This window comes from Seohaeicola nanhaiensis (assembly GCF_042654245.1).
In the GTDB taxonomy this organism is placed as follows: Bacteria; Pseudomonadota; Alphaproteobacteria; order Rhodobacterales; family Rhodobacteraceae; genus Seohaeicola_A; species Seohaeicola_A nanhaiensis.
Window position 1 is genome coordinate 1 of the sequence record NZ_JBHSGI010000033.1, and the last position, 20,596, is coordinate 20,596.

At 67.9% G+C, this 20,596-nt stretch carries 24 protein-coding genes; 16 read left to right on the plus strand and 8 right to left on the minus strand.

What is annotated here, in order from left to right:
- Both ACFO5X_RS21185 and ACFO5X_RS21190 read right to left on the minus strand, forming a co-directional pair.
- Nucleotides 1–474, minus strand: a 474-nt coding sequence (locus ACFO5X_RS21185; protein WP_380721037.1) for a DUF4262 domain-containing protein, incomplete at its 3' end; no start/stop codon positions are given.
- A 66-nt stretch (nt 475–540) separates the two neighbouring features.
- Nucleotides 541–1,581 (minus strand): aromatic ring-hydroxylating dioxygenase subunit alpha, encoded by a 1,041-nt coding sequence (locus ACFO5X_RS21190; protein WP_380721040.1) that lies wholly within the window; start codon nt 1,579–1,581, stop codon nt 541–543.
- A gap of 81 nt (nt 1,582–1,662) precedes the next feature.
- Here ACFO5X_RS21190 and ACFO5X_RS21195 point away from each other — a divergent pair, with 81 nt between their 5' ends.
- Nucleotides 1,663–2,640: an amidohydrolase family protein gene (locus ACFO5X_RS21195; protein ID WP_380721043.1), complete on the plus strand. Its 978-nt coding sequence runs from the start codon at nt 1,663–1,665 to the stop codon at nt 2,638–2,640.
- 216 nt (nt 2,641–2,856) lie between these two features.
- Here the strand turns inward: ACFO5X_RS21195 and ACFO5X_RS21200 are convergent, their stop codons facing one another.
- Complete coding sequence (locus tag ACFO5X_RS21200) at nt 2,857–3,801, minus strand: L-threonylcarbamoyladenylate synthase (protein ID WP_380721046.1); 945 nt, start codon at nt 3,799–3,801, stop codon at nt 2,857–2,859.
- A 138-nt stretch (nt 3,802–3,939) separates the two neighbouring features.
- On the opposite strand from ACFO5X_RS21200, the gene ACFO5X_RS21205 reads away from it, so the two are divergent.
- The 5 genes from ACFO5X_RS21205 to ACFO5X_RS21225 all read left to right on the plus strand — a co-directional run bounded on the left by ACFO5X_RS21205 (nt 3,940) and on the right by ACFO5X_RS21225 (nt 8,113).
- The gene (locus ACFO5X_RS21205; RefSeq protein WP_380721049.1) at nt 3,940–5,646 is read left to right on the plus strand and encodes an acyl-CoA dehydrogenase; all 1,707 of its coding nucleotides are present in this window, start codon (nt 3,940–3,942) and stop codon (nt 5,644–5,646) included.
- A 9-nt stretch (nt 5,647–5,655) separates the two neighbouring features.
- Nucleotides 5,656–6,696, plus strand: a complete 1,041-nt coding sequence (locus ACFO5X_RS21210) for an MBL fold metallo-hydrolase (RefSeq protein WP_380721052.1) — start codon at nt 5,656–5,658, stop codon at nt 6,694–6,696.
- 113 nt (nt 6,697–6,809) lie between these two features.
- Nucleotides 6,810–7,295: a DUF6173 family protein gene (locus ACFO5X_RS21215; protein WP_380722340.1), complete on the plus strand. Its 486-nt coding sequence runs from the start codon at nt 6,810–6,812 to the stop codon at nt 7,293–7,295.
- A gap of 57 nt (nt 7,296–7,352) precedes the next feature.
- Nucleotides 7,353–7,487: an aa3-type cytochrome c oxidase subunit IV gene (locus ACFO5X_RS21220; protein ID WP_380721055.1), complete on the plus strand. Its 135-nt coding sequence runs from the start codon at nt 7,353–7,355 to the stop codon at nt 7,485–7,487.
- A 14-nt stretch (nt 7,488–7,501) separates the two neighbouring features.
- On the plus strand, nt 7,502–8,113 hold the full coding sequence (locus ACFO5X_RS21225; RefSeq protein ID WP_380721058.1) for a hypothetical protein: 612 nt from the start codon (nt 7,502–7,504) through the stop codon (nt 8,111–8,113).
- Here ACFO5X_RS21225 and ACFO5X_RS21230 read toward each other — a convergent pair.
- Nucleotides 8,102–8,446 (minus strand): AzlD domain-containing protein, encoded by a 345-nt coding sequence (locus ACFO5X_RS21230; protein WP_380721061.1) that lies wholly within the window; start codon nt 8,444–8,446, stop codon nt 8,102–8,104. The genes ACFO5X_RS21225 and ACFO5X_RS21230 overlap by 12 nt on opposite strands.
- A complete protein-coding gene (locus tag ACFO5X_RS21235) occupies nt 8,443–9,159 on the minus strand; it encodes an AzlC family ABC transporter permease (RefSeq protein ID WP_380721064.1) in 717 nt (238 codons plus the stop codon). The genes ACFO5X_RS21230 and ACFO5X_RS21235 overlap by 4 nt, the downstream gene beginning before the upstream one ends.
- 49 nt (nt 9,160–9,208) lie before the next feature.
- Between ACFO5X_RS21235 and ACFO5X_RS21240 the strand changes: the two genes are divergently transcribed.
- The 7 genes from ACFO5X_RS21240 to ACFO5X_RS21270 all read left to right on the plus strand — a co-directional run bounded on the left by ACFO5X_RS21240 (nt 9,209) and on the right by ACFO5X_RS21270 (nt 15,268).
- A complete protein-coding gene (locus tag ACFO5X_RS21240) occupies nt 9,209–10,099 on the plus strand; it encodes a formate dehydrogenase accessory sulfurtransferase FdhD (RefSeq protein WP_380721067.1) in 891 nt (296 codons plus the stop codon).
- On the plus strand, nt 10,096–10,635 hold the full coding sequence (locus ACFO5X_RS21245; RefSeq protein WP_380721072.1) for a hypothetical protein: 540 nt from the start codon (nt 10,096–10,098) through the stop codon (nt 10,633–10,635). Before ACFO5X_RS21240 ends, ACFO5X_RS21245 begins: the two co-directional genes overlap by 4 nt.
- A complete protein-coding gene (mobA, locus tag ACFO5X_RS21250; protein WP_380721075.1) occupies nt 10,635–11,243 on the plus strand; it encodes a molybdenum cofactor guanylyltransferase MobA in 609 nt (202 codons plus the stop codon). The genes ACFO5X_RS21245 and mobA overlap by 1 nt, the downstream gene beginning before the upstream one ends.
- Nucleotides 11,240–11,731, plus strand: coding sequence for a molybdopterin-guanine dinucleotide biosynthesis protein B (gene mobB, locus ACFO5X_RS21255; RefSeq protein ID WP_380721078.1), 492 nt, complete (start codon nt 11,240–11,242; stop codon nt 11,729–11,731). Before mobA ends, mobB begins: the two co-directional genes overlap by 4 nt.
- Complete coding sequence (locus ACFO5X_RS21260) at nt 11,728–12,537, plus strand: molybdopterin guanine dinucleotide synthesis (RefSeq protein ID WP_380721081.1); 810 nt, start codon at nt 11,728–11,730, stop codon at nt 12,535–12,537. Before mobB ends, ACFO5X_RS21260 begins: the two co-directional genes overlap by 4 nt.
- Nucleotides 12,534–13,787, plus strand: a complete 1,254-nt coding sequence (locus tag ACFO5X_RS21265) for a molybdopterin-binding protein (RefSeq protein ID WP_380721084.1) — start codon at nt 12,534–12,536, stop codon at nt 13,785–13,787. The genes ACFO5X_RS21260 and ACFO5X_RS21265 overlap by 4 nt, the downstream gene beginning before the upstream one ends.
- Nucleotides 13,788–13,933: 146 nt before the next feature.
- Nucleotides 13,934–15,268, plus strand: coding sequence for a hypothetical protein (locus tag ACFO5X_RS21270; protein WP_380721087.1), 1,335 nt, complete (start codon nt 13,934–13,936; stop codon nt 15,266–15,268).
- A gap of 19 nt (nt 15,269–15,287) precedes the next feature.
- Here ACFO5X_RS21270 and ACFO5X_RS21275 read toward each other — a convergent pair whose 3' ends face one another.
- The 3 genes from ACFO5X_RS21275 to ACFO5X_RS21285 all read right to left on the minus strand — a co-directional run bounded on the left by ACFO5X_RS21275 (nt 15,288) and on the right by ACFO5X_RS21285 (nt 17,286).
- Complete coding sequence (locus tag ACFO5X_RS21275; RefSeq protein WP_380721089.1) at nt 15,288–16,304, minus strand: hypothetical protein; 1,017 nt, start codon at nt 16,302–16,304, stop codon at nt 15,288–15,290.
- A gap of 13 nt (nt 16,305–16,317) precedes the next feature.
- Nucleotides 16,318–16,788, minus strand: coding sequence for a transcription elongation factor GreA (gene greA, locus ACFO5X_RS21280; protein WP_380721091.1), 471 nt, complete (start codon nt 16,786–16,788; stop codon nt 16,318–16,320).
- A 117-nt stretch (nt 16,789–16,905) separates the two neighbouring features.
- Nucleotides 16,906–17,286, minus strand: a complete 381-nt coding sequence (locus ACFO5X_RS21285; RefSeq protein WP_380721094.1) for a VOC family protein — start codon at nt 17,284–17,286, stop codon at nt 16,906–16,908.
- A gap of 87 nt (nt 17,287–17,373) precedes the next feature.
- Between ACFO5X_RS21285 and soxR the strand changes: the two genes are divergently transcribed.
- The 3 genes from soxR to ACFO5X_RS21300 all read left to right on the plus strand — a co-directional run bounded on the left by soxR (nt 17,374) and on the right by ACFO5X_RS21300 (nt 20,449).
- Nucleotides 17,374–17,871: a redox-sensitive transcriptional activator SoxR gene (soxR, locus tag ACFO5X_RS21290; protein ID WP_380721097.1), complete on the plus strand. Its 498-nt coding sequence runs from the start codon at nt 17,374–17,376 to the stop codon at nt 17,869–17,871.
- Entirely contained in the window at nt 17,868–18,713 is an 846-nt protein-coding gene (locus ACFO5X_RS21295) for an isocitrate lyase/PEP mutase family protein (RefSeq protein ID WP_380721100.1), read from the plus strand. The genes soxR and ACFO5X_RS21295 overlap by 4 nt, the downstream gene beginning before the upstream one ends.
- Before the next feature lie 86 nt (nt 18,714–18,799).
- Nucleotides 18,800–20,449: an electron transfer flavoprotein-ubiquinone oxidoreductase gene (locus ACFO5X_RS21300; RefSeq protein ID WP_380721103.1), complete on the plus strand. Its 1,650-nt coding sequence runs from the start codon at nt 18,800–18,802 to the stop codon at nt 20,447–20,449.
- Nucleotides 20,450–20,596 lie beyond the last annotated feature (147 nt).

Sequence of the window (20,596 nt, forward strand, 5' to 3'; positions counted from 1 at the left end):
AGCTGTGGGATAAGTCCGCCCGGGGAAAGGGGAAGCTCGGCGTTCAGCCGGTTTGTGCAACAGAGCCGCGTCGGCGTCCCAAGGCCATTTGCCGCTGGTGCTTGGCCATATCATCTGAAACGTCCGGAAATCATGATTGCCATACAGCCAAATATCCCAGCCGAGATACTCGGGATAAAGATCTTTGGACATCAACTTGAAGATCACGTCATGTCCGTCCAGAAAGCCCGAATAGGCTTTGTCCGGCTGAAAAACTTCTCCCTTCCGCACCCTGTCGTTGTACTCGTTGACAATCCAATGCGCGAGTTCGCGCTTGAGGCCAGTGACAATCAGTTCGGGTTGATTTGACGTCTTCTCTATACCGACAGAATAGGTGAACCTTGGTCCCTCCTCGTCTTCAAAGACGTGGATAATGTGACACCCATACTCGTCAATATTCGACAGGGCCTTTGCGTCGTGAGGGTCAATTGCCATACGCGAATGATGCTTCGACTCAGAGGCGTAGACAAGGTTCTTTTGGCCTCAAAGCGGCCACAGGGCCTACCCGCTCGCCGCCTCCGCCGCAATCGCCCGCTCCACCATCCGGCGGAACCGCATGGCGCCTGCGTCCAAGCCGAGGTTCAGGGCGGGGGTCCGGGGCGCCTTCATGCCCCTGTGCACGGCTTCCAGCACGTCCTTGTCCTCGTTGAAGGCCATGGTCGCGCCGGCGAACATCTGCTGGTTGATCGCCTCGTCGTCGGCGCGGGCGTTCCTGTGCTGGAACCAGAAATAGAGCGTGTGGTCGTCGTCGACCGGGGTCATGAAGTTGTAGGAGATGTTGAGGAAGGCCTTGTCCGACAGCGGCTTGTCGGCGCCGCCGAGGCCGGCGGGCGTGTAGACGGACATGTTCACGGCGGTGGAGGGCAGGCGGCATTCGTAGTGCTGCTTGCGGTCGCAGTTGCCGGGGTAGTTGAGGATCGGCTTGTAGTAGGGTGGCGGCGGGGCGTCGAGGATCCAGCGCCAGACGGTGAGGCGGTCGCCCTCTTCGGTGATCTCGAGCGGGCGGTTGTCGGTGCCGGCGCCGCCGAAGGAGGTGACGTGCACCCAGGCGACGTGAGAGGGGTCGAGCAGGTTGTCGGTCACCCAGAGGTAATGGCAGGCGATGTCGAGCGCGCCGCGCCGGGTCTTGCCCCAGGTGGGGTCGTCGTAATGCGGGATCTCGATGATCTGGGCCGGGTCGGCCTTGTCGGCCTCGCCCATCCAGATCCAGACGAAGCCATAGCGTTCGGCCACCGGATAGGCGGCGACGCGGGCGCGGCGGGGCACGGCGTCGGGCTGGGTCGGGGCGGCGACGCAGGTGCCGGTGCCGTCGAAGGTGAGCCCGTGATAGCCGCAGACCACGCGCTCGCCTTCCAGCCGGCCCATGGAGAGCGGCAGCTTGCGGTGCGGGCAGGCGTCCTCGAGCGCGGCGACCGTTCCGTCGGTGCGGCGGAAGAAGACCAGATCCTCTCCCAGAAGTCTCAGCGGTTTCAGGCTGTTGGTGATGTCCTCGCTGCGGGCGGCGACATACCAGGTGTTGCGGATGAAGCCGGCTGACGACATGGGCGAAACCTTGGGCTGCGGATGCTTGAGCTTGGTATTAGCATATGCTTTAGTTCAGCTAAAGAGGGCAAGGGGCGGATGATGCAGCGCATCGACATGCATGCACATTATTACGGCGGCGGGCTGGTCGACTTTCTTGCCGCGCGACAGGCACGGCCGTGCCTGCGCGCGGGCGCGGACGGCGGGCGGGTGATGATGGCGATGAACGGGGAATTTCCCTTCACGCCGGCGCATCATGACGTCGGGGTGGGGCTGGCCAGGATGGCCGAGACCGGGCTGACCCGGCGCATGCTGACCTTTCCGGGCGCGCTCTGCGTCGATTCCCTGCCGGCCGATCAGGTGGCGGGGCCGATCGCGGCCTTCAACGACCATCTGGCGGGGCTGAAGGGGGATCGGCTGACGGGCCTCGCCGGGCTGCCGCTGGCGGATATGGCGCTGGCGGCGCGCGAACTGCGGCGGGTGCGGCGCGAGCTGCGGCTGCCGGGGGTGATCCTGCCGTCGGACTATTTCAACACGCTGGAGGATGCGCGGCGGCTGGCGCCGGTGCTGGAGGCGGCGAGCGCGGAGGGGTGTCTGGTGATGCTGCATCCCGGGCCGATGGCCGGGCAGGCGCCGGCACCGCTGGCGGCGGATTTCCCGCAGTATCGCACCTCGGTCATCCAGCTGCAGGCCCAGGCGGCGCAGAGCGCGCTGACGGTGGTGCTGGGCGGGATGCTGGACGCCTATCCGGGCATTCGGTTCCAGGTGGTGAACCTGGGCGGCACGCTGCCCTTCGTGTTTGAACGGCTGGAGGCGGTGGCGCGCCATCGCAATCCGGGAGAGCCGTTTCCGACTTCGCAGCTGCGGCGGATCTGGTACGACTGCGCCTCTCTGGGGCCGCGGGCGCTGGAGGCAGCGGTGGCGCTGTACGGGGCCGAGCGGATCATGCTGGGGTCGGACTATCCGATCTTTCACGACGACCCGTGGGAGGTGGCGCTGGCCCCGGCGCGGATCTCGGAGGCGGAGCGGGAACAGATCGCCTGGCGGACGGCGGCGGAACTGCTGGACGGGCTGGAGTAGCGTCCGGCCGATGACGCCCCTCCCTACCGCCCTCGAGGGTAGGGTGAGTCGGATAACGGGTGTTGAACGCGGGCGGGGGTTTTATTCGCTATTTTTAGTGGCTCGTTGGCTCGTGACGCTTTGAGCGATGAGCGATGAGCGATGAGCGATGGGCGGTGAGGCCGGGCCGGGCAGCCGGGGCCGATGCCGCTGGGCGCGGGCGGCCGCTGCGCGCGCTCAGGGCCTTGGTGCGGCGGCGCGGTGGAGGCGGTCGTTGATGGCGCGGCCGAGGCCGGTGTCGGGGACCGGGGCGACGGCGATGGGGCGGCCCGTCGCGTCGAGGCTGTGCAGGTGGGTGAAGAGATTGGCCGCGGCTTCGGCCAGGTCTCCGGTCGCGGACAGGTTGAGGTCGCAGGCCATCGGGCCGAAGCCGAGCAGTACCTCGCCGGGCTTGGCGGCCTCTGCGTTCAGCCGGACCGTGGCGGCGGGGGCGTAGTGGGACAGCAGCTGGCCCGGTGCGGTGGGCGTTTCCGTCTGCGCGGGCCGGGCGAGGGGCGCGCCGAGCACCGCCTCGATCGCCTCGGCCGCCAGGCCGCCGGGGCGGAGCAGCGTCGGCGGGCCGTCGAGGCCGACGATGGTGGATTCGAGCCCGACCGCGCAGGGCCCGTCATCGACCACGGCGGCGATGCGGTCGCCGAGGCCGGCGAGGACGTGGCCGGCGGTGGTGGGGCTGATGCGGCCCGAGGGATTCGCCGAGGGCGCCGCGACAGGGCCGCCGAAGGCGCGCAGCAGGGCCTGCGCGGTCGGATGCGCGGGCACGCGCACGGCCAGCGTGGGCAGGCCGGCGGTGACCAGCCCGGCGATGCCGTGATCGGGGCCGAGAGGCAGCACCAACGTGAGCGGGCCGGGCCAGAAGGCGGCGGCGAGGCGCTCGGCCGTATCGGTCCATATGACGTGGCGGCGCACGGCGGCGGTGTCGGGCAGATGCGCGATCAGCGGGTTGAAGCTTGGGCGGCCCTTGGCGGCGTAGAGGGCGGCGACCGCTGCGCCATTGCGGGCGTCGGCGCCGAGGCCGTAGACCGTCTCGGTCGGAAAGGCGACAAGCCGGCCATCGGCCAGCAGCCTGGCGGCGTGGGCGAGGTCGGCGGGGGTGGCGCCAAGGCGGAGGGCGGCGTGGGTCATCACGGGTGACGCGGCGTTCTGAACGGGGCCTGGGGGCCGGACGGGCTAGAAGTTCGAAGGTTGCTGTCCCATAAAGGTGCGGTGCGGCAAAGCCAAGGCTGTGCCGTCCGCCGCGTTTCGTCTGCCGAGGTTTGCCCCATGCCCTATCGCGCCCCCGTCTCCGATTTCGAATTCCTGCTGCGCCATGTCGTCGGCTTTGACCGCGTGGCCGCGACCGAACGCTTTGCCGAGGCCAGCGCGGATACGGTGAGCGCGATCCTGGGCGAGGCCGGCAAGATGTGCGAGGAGGTCATGGCGCCCCTGCAGCGCAGTGGCGACCTGCATCCGGCGCGGCTGGAAAACGGGGTGATGCGCACCTCGCCCGGCTATGCCGAGGGCTGGAAGGCCATCGCCGAGGGCGGCTGGATCGGCATCAGCGCGCCCGAGGAGCATGGCGGGATGGGGCTGCCGATCACGCTGCTGACGGCGGTCAACGAGATGATGTCGGGCGCCTGCCTGTCGCTGGAGTTGGCGCCGCTCATGTCGATGGGCCAGATCGAGGCGCTTGAGGCCCATGCCTCGGAGGCCTTGAAGGAGCTGTATCTGCCCAAGCTGATCAGCGGCGAGTGGTCGGGGACGATGAACCTGACCGAGCCGCAGGCCGGGTCGGACGTGGGGGCGCTGTCGTCCAAGGCGGAACCGAACGGCGACGGGACCTATGCGATCTCGGGTCAGAAGATCTTCATCAGCTGGGGCGACAACGATTTTGCGGAGAACGTCTGCCATCTGGTGCTGGCACGGCTGCCCGATGGCGTGGCGGGCACCAAGGGGATCAGCCTGTTCCTGGTGCCGAAGTATATCCCCGACGCGGACGGAAACCCCGGCAAGGCCAACAGCCTGAAGGTGGTCAGCCTGGAGCACAAGATGGGGCTGCACGGCTCGCCCACCTGCGTGATGCAGTATGACGGGGCGACCGGCTGGCTGGTGGGCGCGGAACATGGCGGCATGGCGGCGATGTTCACCATGATGAACAACGCGCGGCTGGGTGTCGGCGGGCAGGGCGTGGGCGCGGGCGAGGGCGCCTATCAGCACGCGCTGGCCTATGCGGGCGAGCGCAAGCAGGGCAAGGTCGGGGGCACGGGCACCATCGGCGAACATGCCGATGTGCGGCGGATGCTGACCACGATGCGGGCCGAGCTTTTCGCGTCGCGGGCGATCCTGCTGGCCTGTGCCGGGGCGATCGACATGGCCACGGCGACGGGCGAGGCCGAGTGGAAGGCGCGCGCGGCGCTGCTGACGCCGATTGCCAAGGCCTGGGGCACCGAGACCGGGATGCATGTCGCCGAGATGGCGCAGCAGGTGTTCGGCGGCATGGGGTTCATCGAGGAATCTGGGGCGGCGCAGTATTACCGCGATGTGCGGGTGACGGCGATCTACGAGGGCACCAACGGGATCCAGGCGATGGATCTGGTGGCGCGCAAGATGATGGACGGCGGCGAGGCGGCGCATCGGCTGCTGGACGAGATCGAGGCCCATGCCGAGACCGCGCGGGCCGATCTGCCCGAACTGGCCGAGGCGGTCTGGCAGGCGGCGGAAAGCCTGCGCGAGGCGACCGACTGGCTGAACGGGCGCAAGGAGATGAACGACCGCTTCGCCGGCGCGGTGCCCTATCTGCGCGCCTTCGCGCGGGTGCTGGGCGGGCATTACCACCTGGCCGCGGCCCAGGCGGAGCCGGGCAGCGCGCGGGCGCGGCTGGCGGCCTTCTACATCGAGCGGCTGCTGCCCGAGCATGCGGGGCTGCTGGCCCATGCGCAGGCGGGGGCCGGGGGGCTCTACGACCTCAGCCTCGACGATCTGGCGGCCTGAGCCTTGGATATGGATCCGCGCAAGGGCGCGCTGCGCTATCCCTGGGACACGCCGCCCGAGCCGGGCCAGTGGACCGAGGTGGCGACGGGCGTGCTGTGGATCCGCCTGCCGCTGCCGATGAAGCTGGATCACGTCAACGTCTATGCGCTGGACGACGGCGACGGGTGGACGGTGATCGACACCGGTTTCGGATCGCGCAAGACCCGCGAGATGTGGGAGGCGCTGATGCGGGGCGTGCTGGGTGGCAAGCCGGTGCGCCGCGTGGTGATGACGCATCACCATCCCGACCATATCGGCAATGTCGGGTGGTTCCAGTCCGAGTTCGGCGCGGAACTGCTGTCGACCCGCACCGCCTGGCTGTTCGCGCGGATGCTGCTGCTGGATCACCCGCCGCTGCCGGTACCCGAGACGCTGGCCTTCTGGCGCAGCGCGGGGATGGATCCGGAGATCCTGGAACAGCGCGCGGGCGAGAAGCCGTTCAACTTTGCCGATGTCGTGCATCACATGCCGCTGGGGTTCACCCGGATGCAGGAGGGCGAGACGATCCGCATGGGCGGTCGCACCTGGGATATCCGCACCGGCGACGGCCATGCGCCGGAACATGCGACCTTCTGGAGCCGGGACGACACTCTGGTGCTGACGGGCGACCAGATCCTGCCGTCGATCAGCCCGAACATCGGTGTCTATGCGACCGAGCCCGAGGCCGATCCGTTGCAGGGGTGGCTGGACAGCTGCAACAAGTTCCTGCCCTTCGCGCGGGAGGATCATCTGGTGCTGGGCGGGCACAAGCTGCCGTTCACCGGGCTGCCGTTCCGGCTGCATCAGCTGATCGACAACCATCATGGCGCGCTGGAGCGGCTGACCGCGTTCCTGGAGCAGCCGCACACTGCCGCCGACTGTTTCGCGACGCTGTTCAAGCGGACGATCGGGGTGGAGATCTATGGCCTCGCGCTGGTCGAGGCGGTGGCGCATATGAACCACCTGTGGCGCACCGGGGCGGTGCAGCGGACGCGCCGGCAGGACGGGGCCTGGCTGTATCAGCGGATCTGAGCCGGCAGCGGCGCGAAGGCGGTGGCGGCGCGCGGGCGAAGCGGGTAGCACTGGCGTGCCCCCGCCCGGGCGAGACCCAGACAGCAGACGTGAGAGCCGGAGCCTTGACCCAGATCCCCGAGACCGACATCGCCACCGCCGCCGAGGCCGAGGAGGCCGCCACCCTGCCGCGCCTCTACGAGGTCCATGCGGAGGACGCGAGTTGCGAGGGGCTGGACTGCGTCCCCGAGGTGCTGAACCGCCCGGTGACCGGCAAGAGCGCGGCGCAATGGGCCTATGAGCGGCTGATCCTCTATATCCAGAACTTCGAGAAGCAGCTGGATGGCGAGCATGAGGTGGCGATGGGGTTCACCGGCAGCGAGGCCGGGGTGCTGCGGATCGAGGGGATGGGCTATTTCGACCCGGATATGCTGACCTTCTACGGCACCGATCTGGACGGCGCGCGCACCCAGATGGTGCAGCATGTGAGCCAGCTGAACGTAATGCTGCGCGCCGTGTCCAAGCCGAAGGCGGAAGGCCAGGCGCGGCGGATCGGGTTCCGGCTGGCGGAACATCTGGAGGACGGCGGCGCCTCGCCGCAGGACGAACAGACCGGGTGACACCGCTGTTCGAATCCGCTATCCAGCGGCAAAGCAAGTCAAACGGAAAGCGCGAAGATGGCCGAATACAAACATGGCGAGATGGACATCACGGACCAGACCGCCACTTTCGACGGGTTCATGAAGTTCGTCACCCGCGCGGTGATCGTGATCCTTGTGCTTGTCGTCTGGATGGCGATCTTCATCACCTGATCCGGACCGTTTCCATGTTCACCCGTTTCCTGATGGCAGCCACCGTCGCGGTGGCGCTGGCCGGCTGCGCCGCCAAGCAACCCTATGCCGACGACGCGACGATTGCGCGCGTGCGCTACAGCGATCCGTCGCATCCGTCGCTGACGCTCTACACGATGGTGAACAACCGGACCGGCGCGGGCGGGCATTCGGCGCTGATGATCAATGCGTCGGAGCGGGTGATCTTCGACCCGGCGGGATCGTTCAAGGTGGATGTCGTGCCCGAGCGCGACGACGTTCTGTTCGGGATCACTCCGGCGGTCGAGGCGGGCTATCGCAGCGCCCATGCGCGCAGCACCTTCAGCGTGGTCAGCCAGAAGATCGACGTGACGCCCGAGCAGGCCGAGACGGCCTATCGGCTGGCGCTGTCCAATGGCGCGGTGCCCGGCGCCTTTTGCGCCAATGCGACCTCGTCCCTGCTGAGCCGCGTGCCGGGGTTCGAAGGGATCAAGACGACCTTCTATCCGACCAATCTGCGCGACCAGGTGGCGCAGCTGCCTGGGGTGGTGACGGACACCTATTACGAGGGTGACAGCGCCGACCTGAAGGACGGCATCGCCAAGTCGAACGCGGCGCTAACCGAGTAACCAGAGCAGCAGGTAGAGCGTGGCCGCGCCGCCCGCGATGGCGGCGATCACGTTCTTTGTCCACAGACCGATGGCCAGCGTGACCGCGGCCGCGGCCAGGCGCGGCGCGTCCGGGTGGCCGCCGGTGGCCGAGGGCCAGATCACCAGCGGCGTGACCAGCGCGGGCAGCATCGCCACCGCCGTGTAGCGCAGGTGGCGCAGCAGCCAGGGCGGCATCGCCCGGCTGCCGACCAGACCGATGAAGATGAAGCGCAGCGCGAAGCTGCCCACGGCCATGCCGATGATGACGGTCCAGAGCGTGACCGGATCGAAGGGGACGCCGGAATTGGTCATGTCAGGGCTCCCTTGCGGGCGAGCCAGAGCTCGGCCTGGGCGCCGGCGATCATGCCGGCGAGCCCGGCCACAAGCAGGCCGAGGTTATAGGGGATGCCGACCGCGAGGATCGCGACGATGATCGAGACCAGCATCGCGACCACATGCGCCGGGGTGCGCAGCATCGGCGCGATCATCGCGAGGAAGGCGATGGGCAGGGCGAAGTCGAGCGCCCAGGAGTCGGGGATCTGCGCGCCGAGCAGGGCGCCGGCCAGCGTGGTGCCGAACCAGATCGGAGCGATCAGTCCGTTGGTGCCGAAGAAATAGGCCACCCGCTGTTGCAGGGTCATCTCGGGCTCTTTCTCGTATTGCACGATGGCCAGCGAATAGGACTGGTCGACGGTGAGATAGGCCGCGAAGATGCGCTGCCAGAGAGGGGCGGCACCGAGATAGGGCGTCAGCGAGGCGGAATACATCGCCACCCGCAGGTTCACCGCCAGGGCGGAGGCCAGGATGATGAGCGTCGGCGCCTCTTCGCGCAGCAGTTGCAGGGCGGTGAACTGGGCCGAGCCGGCGAAGACGGTGACGGTGAAGGTCATGATCTCGACCAGCTTCAGCCCGGCTTCGGCGGCGAGCACGCCGAAGAGCAGACCGAAGGGGCCGGCCACGAAGACGAAGGGGACGCTGTCGCGGACGGCCTTCCAGAAATACGATTTGGGTGTGGCCGATGGCATGGACTGTCCCTAGACTGCGCCGGACCGGACTATCGGTGATCTGGAGGGGTTGCAATTGGCGACGGGGCTGGACCTTGAGGATTTCTTGATCGCGCCCGATCCCTCGGCGCCGCGGTTGACGCGCGCGGTCGAGGGGCTGGACCAGACCGGCGCGCCGACCGCGCTGGCGGTGGTCGAGGAGCGGCCGCTGACGATCTACCTGAACGCGCAGGAGATCGTGACGGCGATGACCATCGGCGATTATCCCGAATATCTGGCGCTGGGGTTCCTCAAGAACCAGGGGATGTTGCTGGCGGACGACGTGGTGACCGGCGTCGATTACGACGAGGAACTGGAAACCGTCGTGGTGCGCACCAGGCGCAAGACGTCCTACGAGGAGAAGCTGAAGAAGAAGACGCGCACCTCTGGCTGTGCCGTCGGCACTGTCTTTGGCGACATGATGGAGGGGCTGGAGGGCGTGACCCTGCCGGCGGGCGAGTTGCGCACCTCGTGGCTTTATGCGCTGTCGGCCAAGATCAACCGGACGCCCTCGCTCTACCTGGAGGCGGGGGCGATTCATGGCACGGTGCTGTGCCGGCAGGACCGGCCGCTGGTCTATATGGAGGACGTCGGGCGCCATAATGCGGTGGACAAGATCGCCGGCTGGATGGTGCAGACGGGCGAGGGGGCGGCGGACAAGATCCTCTATACCACCGGGCGGCTGACCTCCGAGATGGTGATCAAGACGGCGATGATGGGGATTCCGGTGCTGGCCTCGCGGTCGGGATTTACCGCCTGGGGGGTGGAGATCGCGCGGCAGGTGGGGCTGACGCTGATCGGGCGGATGCGGGGACAGCGGTTCGTCTGCCTGTCGGGCGCCGAGCGGCTGGTCTGGGACGCCGACCCGAGCGCGGTGCCCGAGGAAGAGCGGAAGCACCGGCGGAAGAGCGCGGCGGAATGAGCTATGCGTTCGACTATGACCTGACGGAGAAAGAAGCCGTTCGCGGCGCAAAGCTCATTCGGGTTGCCGTATACCCGGCACTATGGCGCTGGGTGGTTGAATTGCACGGCTTTGTTATTGGCCTCAGCATTGCCGTTGCGGGCTTTTTCCTTTCGGCAGCCATCTTGCGGCTGGCTGGAATTCGCTTCTCCGAGCGTCTTTTTCTCTATAATGCTCTGGCTTTGCTGTTCATCGTGCTTGTTCTCCTGGGCGGCAGAGTATTGCGCCGTCTCCCCATGAGAAAAAAGCTTGAAAGTGCTTTGATGCGCGGCCAACACGTCGCGCTTTCCAGCGATGGCATCCGGTTCTCGAATGACCGCAGCCATTCATTTACCGATTGGCGTGATATTTCGTCTCTTCGGTCCGCGAAGGGGCTGACCATCGCTATTTACGGGGACACGGGTTTCGCTTTTCCAGACCGGATCCTTGCCTTGGCTGGCGATTTAGAGGCAGTTAAGGCGCAGCTGTTTCGCTGGCATGCCGAGGCCAACGCGTGATGCAACACCCCCTCGGCGTGATCCTGGCGGGCGGGCTGGCCACGCGCATGGGCGGGGGCGACAAGGGGTTGCTGTCGCTGGGCGGTGAGACGCTGCTGGGCCGGGTGATCGGGCGGCTGGAGCCGCAGGTGGCCGCGCTGGCGCTGAATGCCAATGGCGATTCGGGGCGGTTCGCCGGGCTGGGGCTGCCGGTGCTGGCGGATAGCGTCGCGGGCTATGCCGGGCCGCTGGCGGGGGTTCTGGCGGGGCTGGACTGGGCGGCGGCGCAGGGCGCCGAGAGCATAGTGACGGCGGCGGCCGATACGCCGTTCTTTCCCGAGGATCTGGTGCCGCGCCTGCTGCTGGCGGGCGAGGGGATGGCGCATCCGCTGGTGCTGGCCGCGACGCGCGAGGGCGGGCGGCTGAACCGGCATCCGACCTTCGGGCTGTGGCCGGTGGCGCTGCGCGACGATCTGCGGGCGGCGCTGGAGGGCGGGTTGCGCAAGGTGGTGTTGTGGACCGACGGGCATGGCGGCCGGGTGGCGGAGTTTCCGACCGCGCCCTTCGACCCGTTCTTCAACGTCAACACGCCCGAGGATCTGGCCGAGGCGGAGCGGCTGGCGGGATGAGGCTCTATGGTGTCACGGGCTGGAAGAACGCGGGCAAGACCACGCTGATGGAGCGGCTGGTGAGTGAGATCACCGGACGCGGCTTCAGCGTGTCGACCGTCAAGCACGCGCACCACGCCTTTGACGTGGACCATCCGGGGCGCGACAGCTGGCGGCACCGCGAGGCGGGCGCGCGCGAGGTGCTGGTCGCCTCGCACGCGCGGGTGGCGCTGATGACCGAGCTGCGCGGCGCACCGGAACCGCCGCTGGAGGAGTTGCTGGCGCGGCTGGCGCCGGTCGATCTGGTGCTGATCGAGGGTTACAAGCGCGAACGCCATCCCAAGGTCGAGGCGTTTCGCGCGGTGACGGGGTCGCCTCTGATCGCGCGCGAGGATGCGAGCATCAGGGCGGTGGCGGCGGATGTGGCGGTTGCGCTGGACCGGCCGGTTTTTGCGCTGGACGATATCGCGGGGATCGCCGGGTTCATCCTGCGGGAGGTGGGGCTGTGAGGTTCGACCGCTTCGTGATGGTGGACTGGTCGGGCGGGAACGACCGGGGCGCGACGCCCAAGCGGGATGCGATCTGGGCCTGTGCGGATGGCGCGGCGCCGGTCTATCTGCGCAACCGGCAGGTGGCCGAGGACTGGCTTTGCGACCTGATCGAGGGCGAGCTGGCGGCGGGGCGGCGGCTTGCGCTGGGGTTCGACTTTCCCTTCGGCTATCCGGCGGGCTTTGCCGGGGCGCTGGGCGTGGCGGGGCCGCTGGCGCTGTGGGACTGGTTCGCGGCGCGGATCGAGGATGCGCCGGGAGGCAACAACCGGTTCGATCTGGCGGGCGAGATCAACCGGCGGTTTGGCGGGCACGGTCCGTTCTGGGGCAACGGGCTGAAGCGCGAGATCGCAGGGCTGCCGCGCACCAAGGCGGGGTATCGCAACCCCTTCCCCGAGCGGCGGGCGGTGGAGCATCTGGCGAAGGGCAGTTTCACTTGCTGGCAGATGTCCGGTGCCGGGGCGGTTGGCAGTCAGGTGATGATGGGCCTGCCGATGCTGGCCCGGCTGCGGCGGCGCTTTGCCGGGCAGGTGGCGGTCTGGCCGTTCGAGGCGCTGGACAGACCGGTGGCGCTGCTGGAGATCTGGCCCTCGCTGGACATGCCACCGGTGCCGGAGGGATGGATCCGGGATGCCTGGCAGGTGCGGCATGTGGCGGAGGCGCTGGCGGGGATGGCTCCGGCGGCGCTGGCCGGGTTGCTGGACATTCATGCGCCCGAGGAAGGATGGATCCTGGGTGTGCCGGGTGCGGTGGAGATGGCGGCATGACCGGGGCGCCGCCGCTGAAGAACGACTGTTTCGCCCTGCCGCCGGGGATCGACTGGACTCCGGTGGACGAGGCGCTGGCGCTGCTGCGCGACCGGCTGGGGCCGGTGACGGCGGTGGAGCGCGTGCCGCTGGCGCAGGCGGCGGGGCGGGTGCTGGCCGAGGAGGCGGTGGCGCTGCGGTCGAACCCGCCGCAGCCCAATACGGCGGTGGATGGCTATGGCTTTGCCGGGGCGCGGGACGAGGGCGAGCACCGCCTGCCGCTGGTGGCCGGGCGGGCGGCGGCGGGGGTGCCCTTTGCGGGCGCGGTGCCAGCGGGCCATGCCGTGCGGGTGCTGACGGGCGCGGCGCTGCCCGAGGGCGTCGATACGGTGATCCTGCAGGAGGATGTGGCGGCGTCGCCTGAGGCCATCGCCTTTCACGGGCCGCTGAAGCAGGGGGCGAACACGCGCCGGGCGGGCGAGGACGTGACCGCCGGGGCGGTGGCGCTGACGGCGGGGCGCGTGCTGACGCCTGCCGATCTGGCGCTGATGGCGGCGGTGGGGCTGGACCGGGTGGCTGTGCGCGCGCGGCTGCGGGTGGCGGTGCTGTCGACGGGCGACGAGGTGGTGGAGCCGGGTCAGGCGGCGGGACCGGGGCAAATCTACGACGCCAACCGGCCGATGCTGCTGGCCCTGCTGGCGCGCTGGGGGTTCGAGGCGGTCGACATGGGCCGGGTGCCCGACGACCGCGCCGCCCTGCGCGCGCGGCTGGACGCGGCGGCGCAGGGGGCGGAGGCGATCCTGACCAGCGGCGGCGCCTCGGCCGGGGACGAGGACCACGTGAGCGCCCTGCTGACCGAGGCCGGGGCGATGCAGGAATGGCGCATCGCGGTGAAGCCGGGCCGGCCGCTGGCGCTGGGGCTGTGGGACGGCACGCCGGTCTTCGGCCTGCCGGGCAATCCGGTGGCGGCGCTGGTCTGCACGCTGGTCTTCGCGCGGCCCGCGCTGGGGCTGCTGGCCGGGCAGGGATGGGCGGCGCCGCAGGGGTTCGAGGTGCCCGCGGGTTTCGAGAAGCGCAAGAAGCCGGGGCGGCGCGAGTATCTGCGCGCGCGCATCCGCGAGGGGCGGGTGGAGGTCTTTGCCTCGGAAGGGTCGGGGCGGATCAGCGGGCTGAGCTGGGCGGAGGGTCTGGTCGAGCTGCCGGACGGGGCGGTGCATGTGCGCCCCGGCGATCCCGTGCGGTTCCTGCCCTGGGGCAGTTTCGGGCTCTGAGTCCGCCCGTGTGAAGCGGGTCACAGACGGGCGGGCCTGTTCCGTGTCTGGTGTCTGTGGAAGCATCGAACCCGCACCCCCCTGGGACTGGCCTGCGTTGCCGCGCAGGGGCCTGTCCGGTCAGGGACCGACACGAGGAACACGGCATGTGGATTTCCATCAAGGCCCAGGACGGCGATACGCTCGACACCATTGCCAAGCGCTACAAGAACCGGGATCCGAAGGCGATCCTGCAATACGATGGCAACAAGAAGATCGCCGCGCGCCTGAAGAAGGGCGAGGCGCTGGCCAAGGGCGAGACCGTCTGGGTGCTGGACCCCAAGGGCAAGGTCTATATCGTCAAGGGGCCGAAGGGCGAGGTGGTTCTGGACGAGAAGGAATACAAAGCCCTCCAGAAGGACGTCCATGCAAAGATGGACCAGTTCCTGGAGCGGCAGCGGATCAATTACAACTATGCTGTCGGGCGCCATGATGCCCAGCTGAAGATCAACGAGGATCAGTGGTTTGTCGCCTCGGTGGTCGGCACGATCAGCTCGGTCGACGAGCCGAAGAACGGCTGGAAGGTGGCGCAGGCGGCCTACAAGGCCCTGAAAAAGGTGGTGAACGCGCGGGATTACAAGGGCTTTCCTGCGGCGGCGCTGGTCTGCGAGAAGGAAATCGCCAAGTATACCAACGATGTGCACAACTGGATCGAGGGGCTGATCAGCACCGCCGAGGGCACGGTCACCGTGCTGACCGGGGTCAAGGAGGTGGGCAAGTTCTGCGGCGTGCTGGCGGCGGTGACGATCGCGGCACCGGCGACCCTGGGGGCGGCGGTGGTTGTCGGCGCGGCGTCCTCGGCGGGGGTCGGGCTGCTGTACGACGGGGGCGAGAACGTCGGGCTGGCGGCGAACGGCATGAAGACCATGTCGGCCGCCGAGATCGGCAAGCGCTTTGCGGCCAATGCGGCGACCGGGGCCATCGCGGCGGGGATCCTCGGCAAGCTGATGCCGATGCTGAAGGGCCCGCTGGTGAAGGCGCTGACCAACAACACCCTGCTGCGCACTCAGGCGGCGCGTCTGGCCAAGGGGCTGGGCGGACGGGTGTTCATGAAAGAGCTGGAGATCGCCTGCGAGAAGATCCTGCCCGGGATGACGGAAAAGGGCACCATCCATATCCTGGCGATTCAGGAGCGGGTGCTGATGGAGGCGGCAAGCAAGTTCCTGGTGCGCGCCGGAAACGGGCTGCTGCACAAGCTTCTGCAGACCGGGAAGGTCGTCCGCTATATCGAGGATGTGCTGATCGGCTGGATCCAGTCGGTGCCCGCCGCGCTGAACGACGGCAAGAGCCTGGTCGACGAGGCGGTGAAGGTGATCGTCAAGTCGGGCAAGGTGGATGCGATTTTTGACGATCTGATCGACGAGAACATGGACGCCTTCCGCAAGGAACTGCGCGTGGTGCTGGAAGCGCATCTGTCGAAGTATGCGAAGAAGGCGGCGTAAGCCGCCGGTGTGCAGGCCCTCAGTCGAACGTCCCCGCCACGCGGCCGAGCAGCATGAAGGCGCGGGCGGTGCGGGTTTCGGCGAGGGCCTGGATTTCGGCGTCGGTGGCGGTCTGTTCGAACTGGGCGATCATCCGGTCGAAGAGGCGCAGGAAGTGGTGCGCGGCGTCGCGGAAGATCGGGTCCTGTTTCATCCGGCCGGCGGTCAGGGCCAGCGAGGTGCGGTCGCGCACGCCGCCAAGCGCCGCGACGGCGCGGCCGCGGGTGCCCTGGGCGAACTGGCGCCAGACGTCGGGGCGGGCCATGTCGGGGCGCAGGTCGTCCATGTAGATGCCGTCCTGGCTGAGCAGGGTCAGCACATCCTGGCTGGCCTGGATGATCTGCGCGGTCCGGCGGTCGCGCATGGCGCGGCGCAGGGCGGCGAAGCCGGCCTCGTCCTCGGCGGTTTCCGGGAAGTTGAGCGCGCGGACGAAATCCTCGGTCGCGGGGGGCTGGGCCAGCGCCTCGGCGGGGGTGCCGAGCGCCAGCATTCCCTGATCCTCGGCCGGTTCGGCGGGGGCCTGAGGCCGGGGCGCGGGCGCGCGGTCGCGCCGTGTGGTGAAGGTGGCGAGCGCGGTTTCGGCCTTGCGGGTGGAGGCGGCGATCTCGTCCAGCTTCTTGGCGACGGAAATCTCGGAGCCCATCGCGTTGCGCTGCGACTGGGCGACATAGGCCTGGCGGATGCCGTCGATGGCGGCCTGGAGGCGGGCGCTTTCCTCGCGGAAGACGCGCTGCGAGCGGGCGGCGGTGGCGGCGACCCAGATGATCGCCACGGGCAGGAAGATGGTCAGCAACGTGACCAGAAAGCGCATGCCGTCGAAGCTCGGGCGGCTGTCCTCGGGCACCAGCATGAAGAAGATCAGAGTGCCGCCGACCCAGATGACCGAGACGATCAGCGCGACCACCTCGATCCCGGTGATCGCGGGGCTTTGCGGACGGTCGTAGATGCCCAGCGGGGTCGACTGGGGGTCTTGCGGGTTGCGCTCGGGGGTGGACATGGCCTTCCCCCGCTCAGCCGAAGACGATTTTCAGTACTTCGTAGGAGCGCTCGCCGCCGGGGGTGCGGACTTCGACGGAATCGCCCTCGGCCTTGCCGATCAGGGCGCGGGCGATGGGTGACTTGATGTTGAGCAGGCCCTTTTCGATATTCGCCTCATGCTCGCCCACGATCTGCCAGGTGCGTTCCTCGTCGGTGTCCTCGTCCACCAGGGTCACGGTCGCGCCGAACTTGATCGGGCCCGAGAGCTTGGCGGGGTCAATGACCTCGGCCAGCGACAGCACGCCTTCGAGTTCCTTGATGCGCCCTTCGATGAAGGACTGCTTTTCGCGCGCGGAATGGTATTCGGCATTTTCCGACAGATCGCCATGTTCGCGCGCCTCGGCGATGGCCGCGATGATGGCGGGGCGCTCGACCGACTTCAGCTGCTTGAGCTCGGATTCGAGCGCAGCATGGCCGGCGGGGGTCATCGGGATCTTGTCCATTGGCCTCGTCTACTACAAAAACCGGCGCCCCGCCGCATGGTGCGCCGGGGCTGCCGCTGGAATCGCATTACAAGAGACTCAATGCCGGGCCAAAATGCAAGGGGCCACGGCGGCAAATCATTGCTGATGGCTGGCGACCTCCCATTCGATCCCGTCGGAATCGTCGAAATAGAACCGCCGTCCGGGGGCGTAGGAGGCGTGGTTTCCGGGGGTGAATCCGGCGGCGCGCACGCGGTCTTCCACGGCGTCGATGTCGTCGGTGAAGACGGCGACGTGATTCAGCCCGCCCACGGTGCGGTAGCTGTCTTCGCGCGAGGGTTTCGCGCCGGCGTGGCTGAAGAGGGCGAGATAGCCCTGGTCGGTGCCGACGTGGACGGTGAAACCGGTCTGCATCGCCGGACCCTGCCAGCGGATGCGCCAGCCGAAGACCTCGCACAGCCAGGCGGCGGTGGCCTTGCTGTCGGAGACGGTGATGTTGGCGTGTTCGAGTTGGGCCATGGGTTTTCCTTTTGGGCGTGTTTTCGATGGAGTCACTTTCCGATCTCAAGTAAGGTTTAGGTCAAGAATAAAGAGTGGTTTGAAAACATGGCATTGGCAAAGAACATCAAGGGGCTGCCGATTGGCTGGGTGGCCGAGCGGACGGGGCTGAGCGTGTCGGCGATCCGGTTCTACGAGACCGAGGGGCTGGTGCGGCCCGGGCGCGACCGGGGCGGACGGCGGGTGTTCGAGCGGGGCGACGTGCGGCGGCTGTCCTTCGTGATGATCGCGCAGCGGCTGGGGTTTGGCCTGGCCGAGATCCGGGCGGCGCTGGACGCGCTGCCGCAGGGGCGCACGCCGACGCGGGACGACTGGACGCGGCTGGCCGAGGGGTTCCGCGACCGGATCGACCGGCGGATGGCCGGGCTGGCCGCGCTGCGGGAAAAACTTGACGGATGCATAGGCTGCGGTTGCCTTTCGCTGGACCGATGCGCCATCTATAACCCGGACGACGGTGCGGCGGATCTTGGTGAGGGTCCGCGCTTTCTGCTGGGCGACAGCCTGGAGGCACCGCAGGACGAACCGAGGGGAGATCGGGCGGGATGACGGATATGCAGCAGGCGAAATTCGAGCGCTTCCGGGCGATGCACTGGGACAAGGGCGCTTTCGTCATGCCCAATCCCTGGGACGCGGGCACGGCGCGGATCCTGACCCAGATGGGGTTTCAGGCGCTGGCCACCACAAGCGCGGGTTACGCCTTTTCGGTGGGCAAGCGCGATTCCCATGCCGGGCTGACGCGGGCCGAGATTCTGGAGAACGCGCGCCAGATCGTCGAGGCGACCCATCTGCCGGTGTCGGCCGATCTGGAGGACGGGTTCGGCTTTGCCCCCGAGCTCTGCGCCGAGACGGTCGAGCTGGCGGTGGGCGTCGGGCTGGTCGGCGGGTCGATCGAGGATGCCACGGGCCACCCCCATGCGCCGATCTATGAGACCATGCTGGCCGCCGAGCGGGTGGCCGCCGCCGCGGATGCGACGCGGGGCAAGCCGTTCCTCTTGACCGCGCGGGCCGAGAACTTTCTCTGGGGGCGGCACGACCTGAAGGACACGATCGAGCGGTTGCAGGCCTATTCCGAGGCGGGGGCGCATGTGCTTTACGCGCCGGGGCTGTCGGACATCAACGATATCCGCACGCTGTGCCGCGAAGTGGACAAGCCGGTGAACGTGGTCATGGGGCTGGTCGGCCCTACCTTCACGGTGAGCGAGCTGGCCGAGGCGGGGGTCAAGCGGATCAGCGTCGGCGGATCCTTTGCCCGGGCGGCGCTGGGCGCGCTGATGCGCGCGGCGGACGAGGTTCTGGAACACGGAACGTTCCGCTATGCCAAGGATGCCGCGCGCGCGAGCACGCTGACCGAGATGATGTCGGATGCGAAAGCGACCGACCGCACGTAACGCCCGGTTGCGATTGACCGCGGCCTTCGGCAGAAGGTATTAGCCGCGAAACAAAATTGCGCCTCCAGCCACCAGAGGAGCCCGAAATGGCCGAAGTCGAACGCGAAGCAATGGAATACGACGTTGTGATCGTCGGGGCGGGGCCGGCGGGCCTGTCAGCGGCGATCCGGCTGAAACAACTGGACGCCGACCTGAACGTGGTGGTGCTGGAGAAGGGCTCGGAAGTCGGGGCGCATATCCTGTCGGGTGCGGTGCTGGACCCCTGCGGTCTGGACGCGCTGATCCCTGACTGGAAAGAGAAGGGCGCGCCGCTGAACGTGCCGGTGCGCGAGGACAACTTCTATATGCTGGGCGAGGCGGGCAAGATCCGCATCCCAAACTGGCCGATGCCGCCGCTGATGAACAACCACGGCAACTATATCGTGTCGATGGGCAACGTCTGCCGCTGGATGGCGGAACAGGCCGAGGCGCTTGGCGTCGAGATCTTTCCGGGCATGGCCTGCTCGGAGATGGTTTACGGCGAGAATGGCGAGGTCAAGGGCGTGGTGGCCGGCGAGTTCGGCAAGGAAGCCGATGGCAGCATGGGCCCGAACTATGAGCCCGGGATGGAGCTGCACGGCAAGTATGTCTTCATCGCCGAGGGCGTGCGCGGGTCGCTGGCCAAGCAGCTGATCGCGAAATACGACCTGTCCAGGGGCCACTGCCCGCAGAAGTTCGGCCTGGGCATGAAGGAGATCTGGGAGATCGACCCGGCCAAGCACCGCGAGGGCACGGTGACCCATACGATGGGCTGGCCGCTGGGCGGCAATGCCGGCGGCGGGTCGTTCATCTATCACCTTGAGAACAATCAGGTCTACGTCGGTTTCGTGGTCCACCTGAACTACAAGAACCCCTACCTGTTCCCCTACATGGAATTCCAGCGCTTCAAGCACCACCCGATGGTGGCCGAGCTGCTGAAGGGCGGCAAGCGCGTGGCCTATGGCGCGCGGGCGATCAGCGAGGGCGGCTGGCAGTCGATGCCGAAGATGGTTGCGCCGGGCGTGGCGCTGCTGGGCTGTTCGGTCGGCATGGTCAACGTGCCGCGCATCAAGGGCAACCACAATGCGATGCTGTCGGGCAAGGCGGCGGCCGAGGCGGCCTATGCGGCGATCCAGGCGGGGCGGGCCAGCGACGAGCTGACCGACTACGAGACCGAGGTGCGCGGCGGCGCGATCGGGCAGGACCTGAAGAAGGTCCGCAACGTAAAGCCGTTCTGGTCGAAGTTCGGGCTGCTGGCGAGCCTGGGCCTGGGCGGGTTCGACATGTGGACCAATACCTTTGGCTTTTCGCTGTTCGGCACCCAGAAGCACGGCAAGACCGACGCGGCCGCGACCGAGGAGGCGAGCCAGCACACGCCGATCGACTATCCCAAGCCCGATGGCAAGCTGAGCTTTGACCGGCTGACCAATGTCAGCTTCTCGATGACCAACCACGAGGAAAGCCAGCCGCCGCATCTGACGCTGAAGGATCCGGAGGTGCCGGTGAAGGTGGATCTGGCGAAATACGCCGGGCCGTCGCAGCGCTATTGCCCGGCCGGGGTCTATGAGTTCGTGGAGGATGACGCGGGCAATCCGAAGTTCGTCATCAACTTCCAGAACTGCGTGCACTGCAAGACCTGCGACATCAAGGATCCGCCGCAGAACATCGTCTGGACCACGCCGCAGGGCGGCGACGGGCCGAACTATCCGAACATGTGAGACTGGCGCCGCCGCAGGGTTTGCCCTGACGGCGGCAACAATTCCCTGTTCACGCGGATTTTAGGCAAAAACCACACGCCTTGTCGGCGGCTTTCGGCGCCCGGCATTGCCTGTCCGGTTGCAAGGGCTTAGCTTGAAAGCGACCTG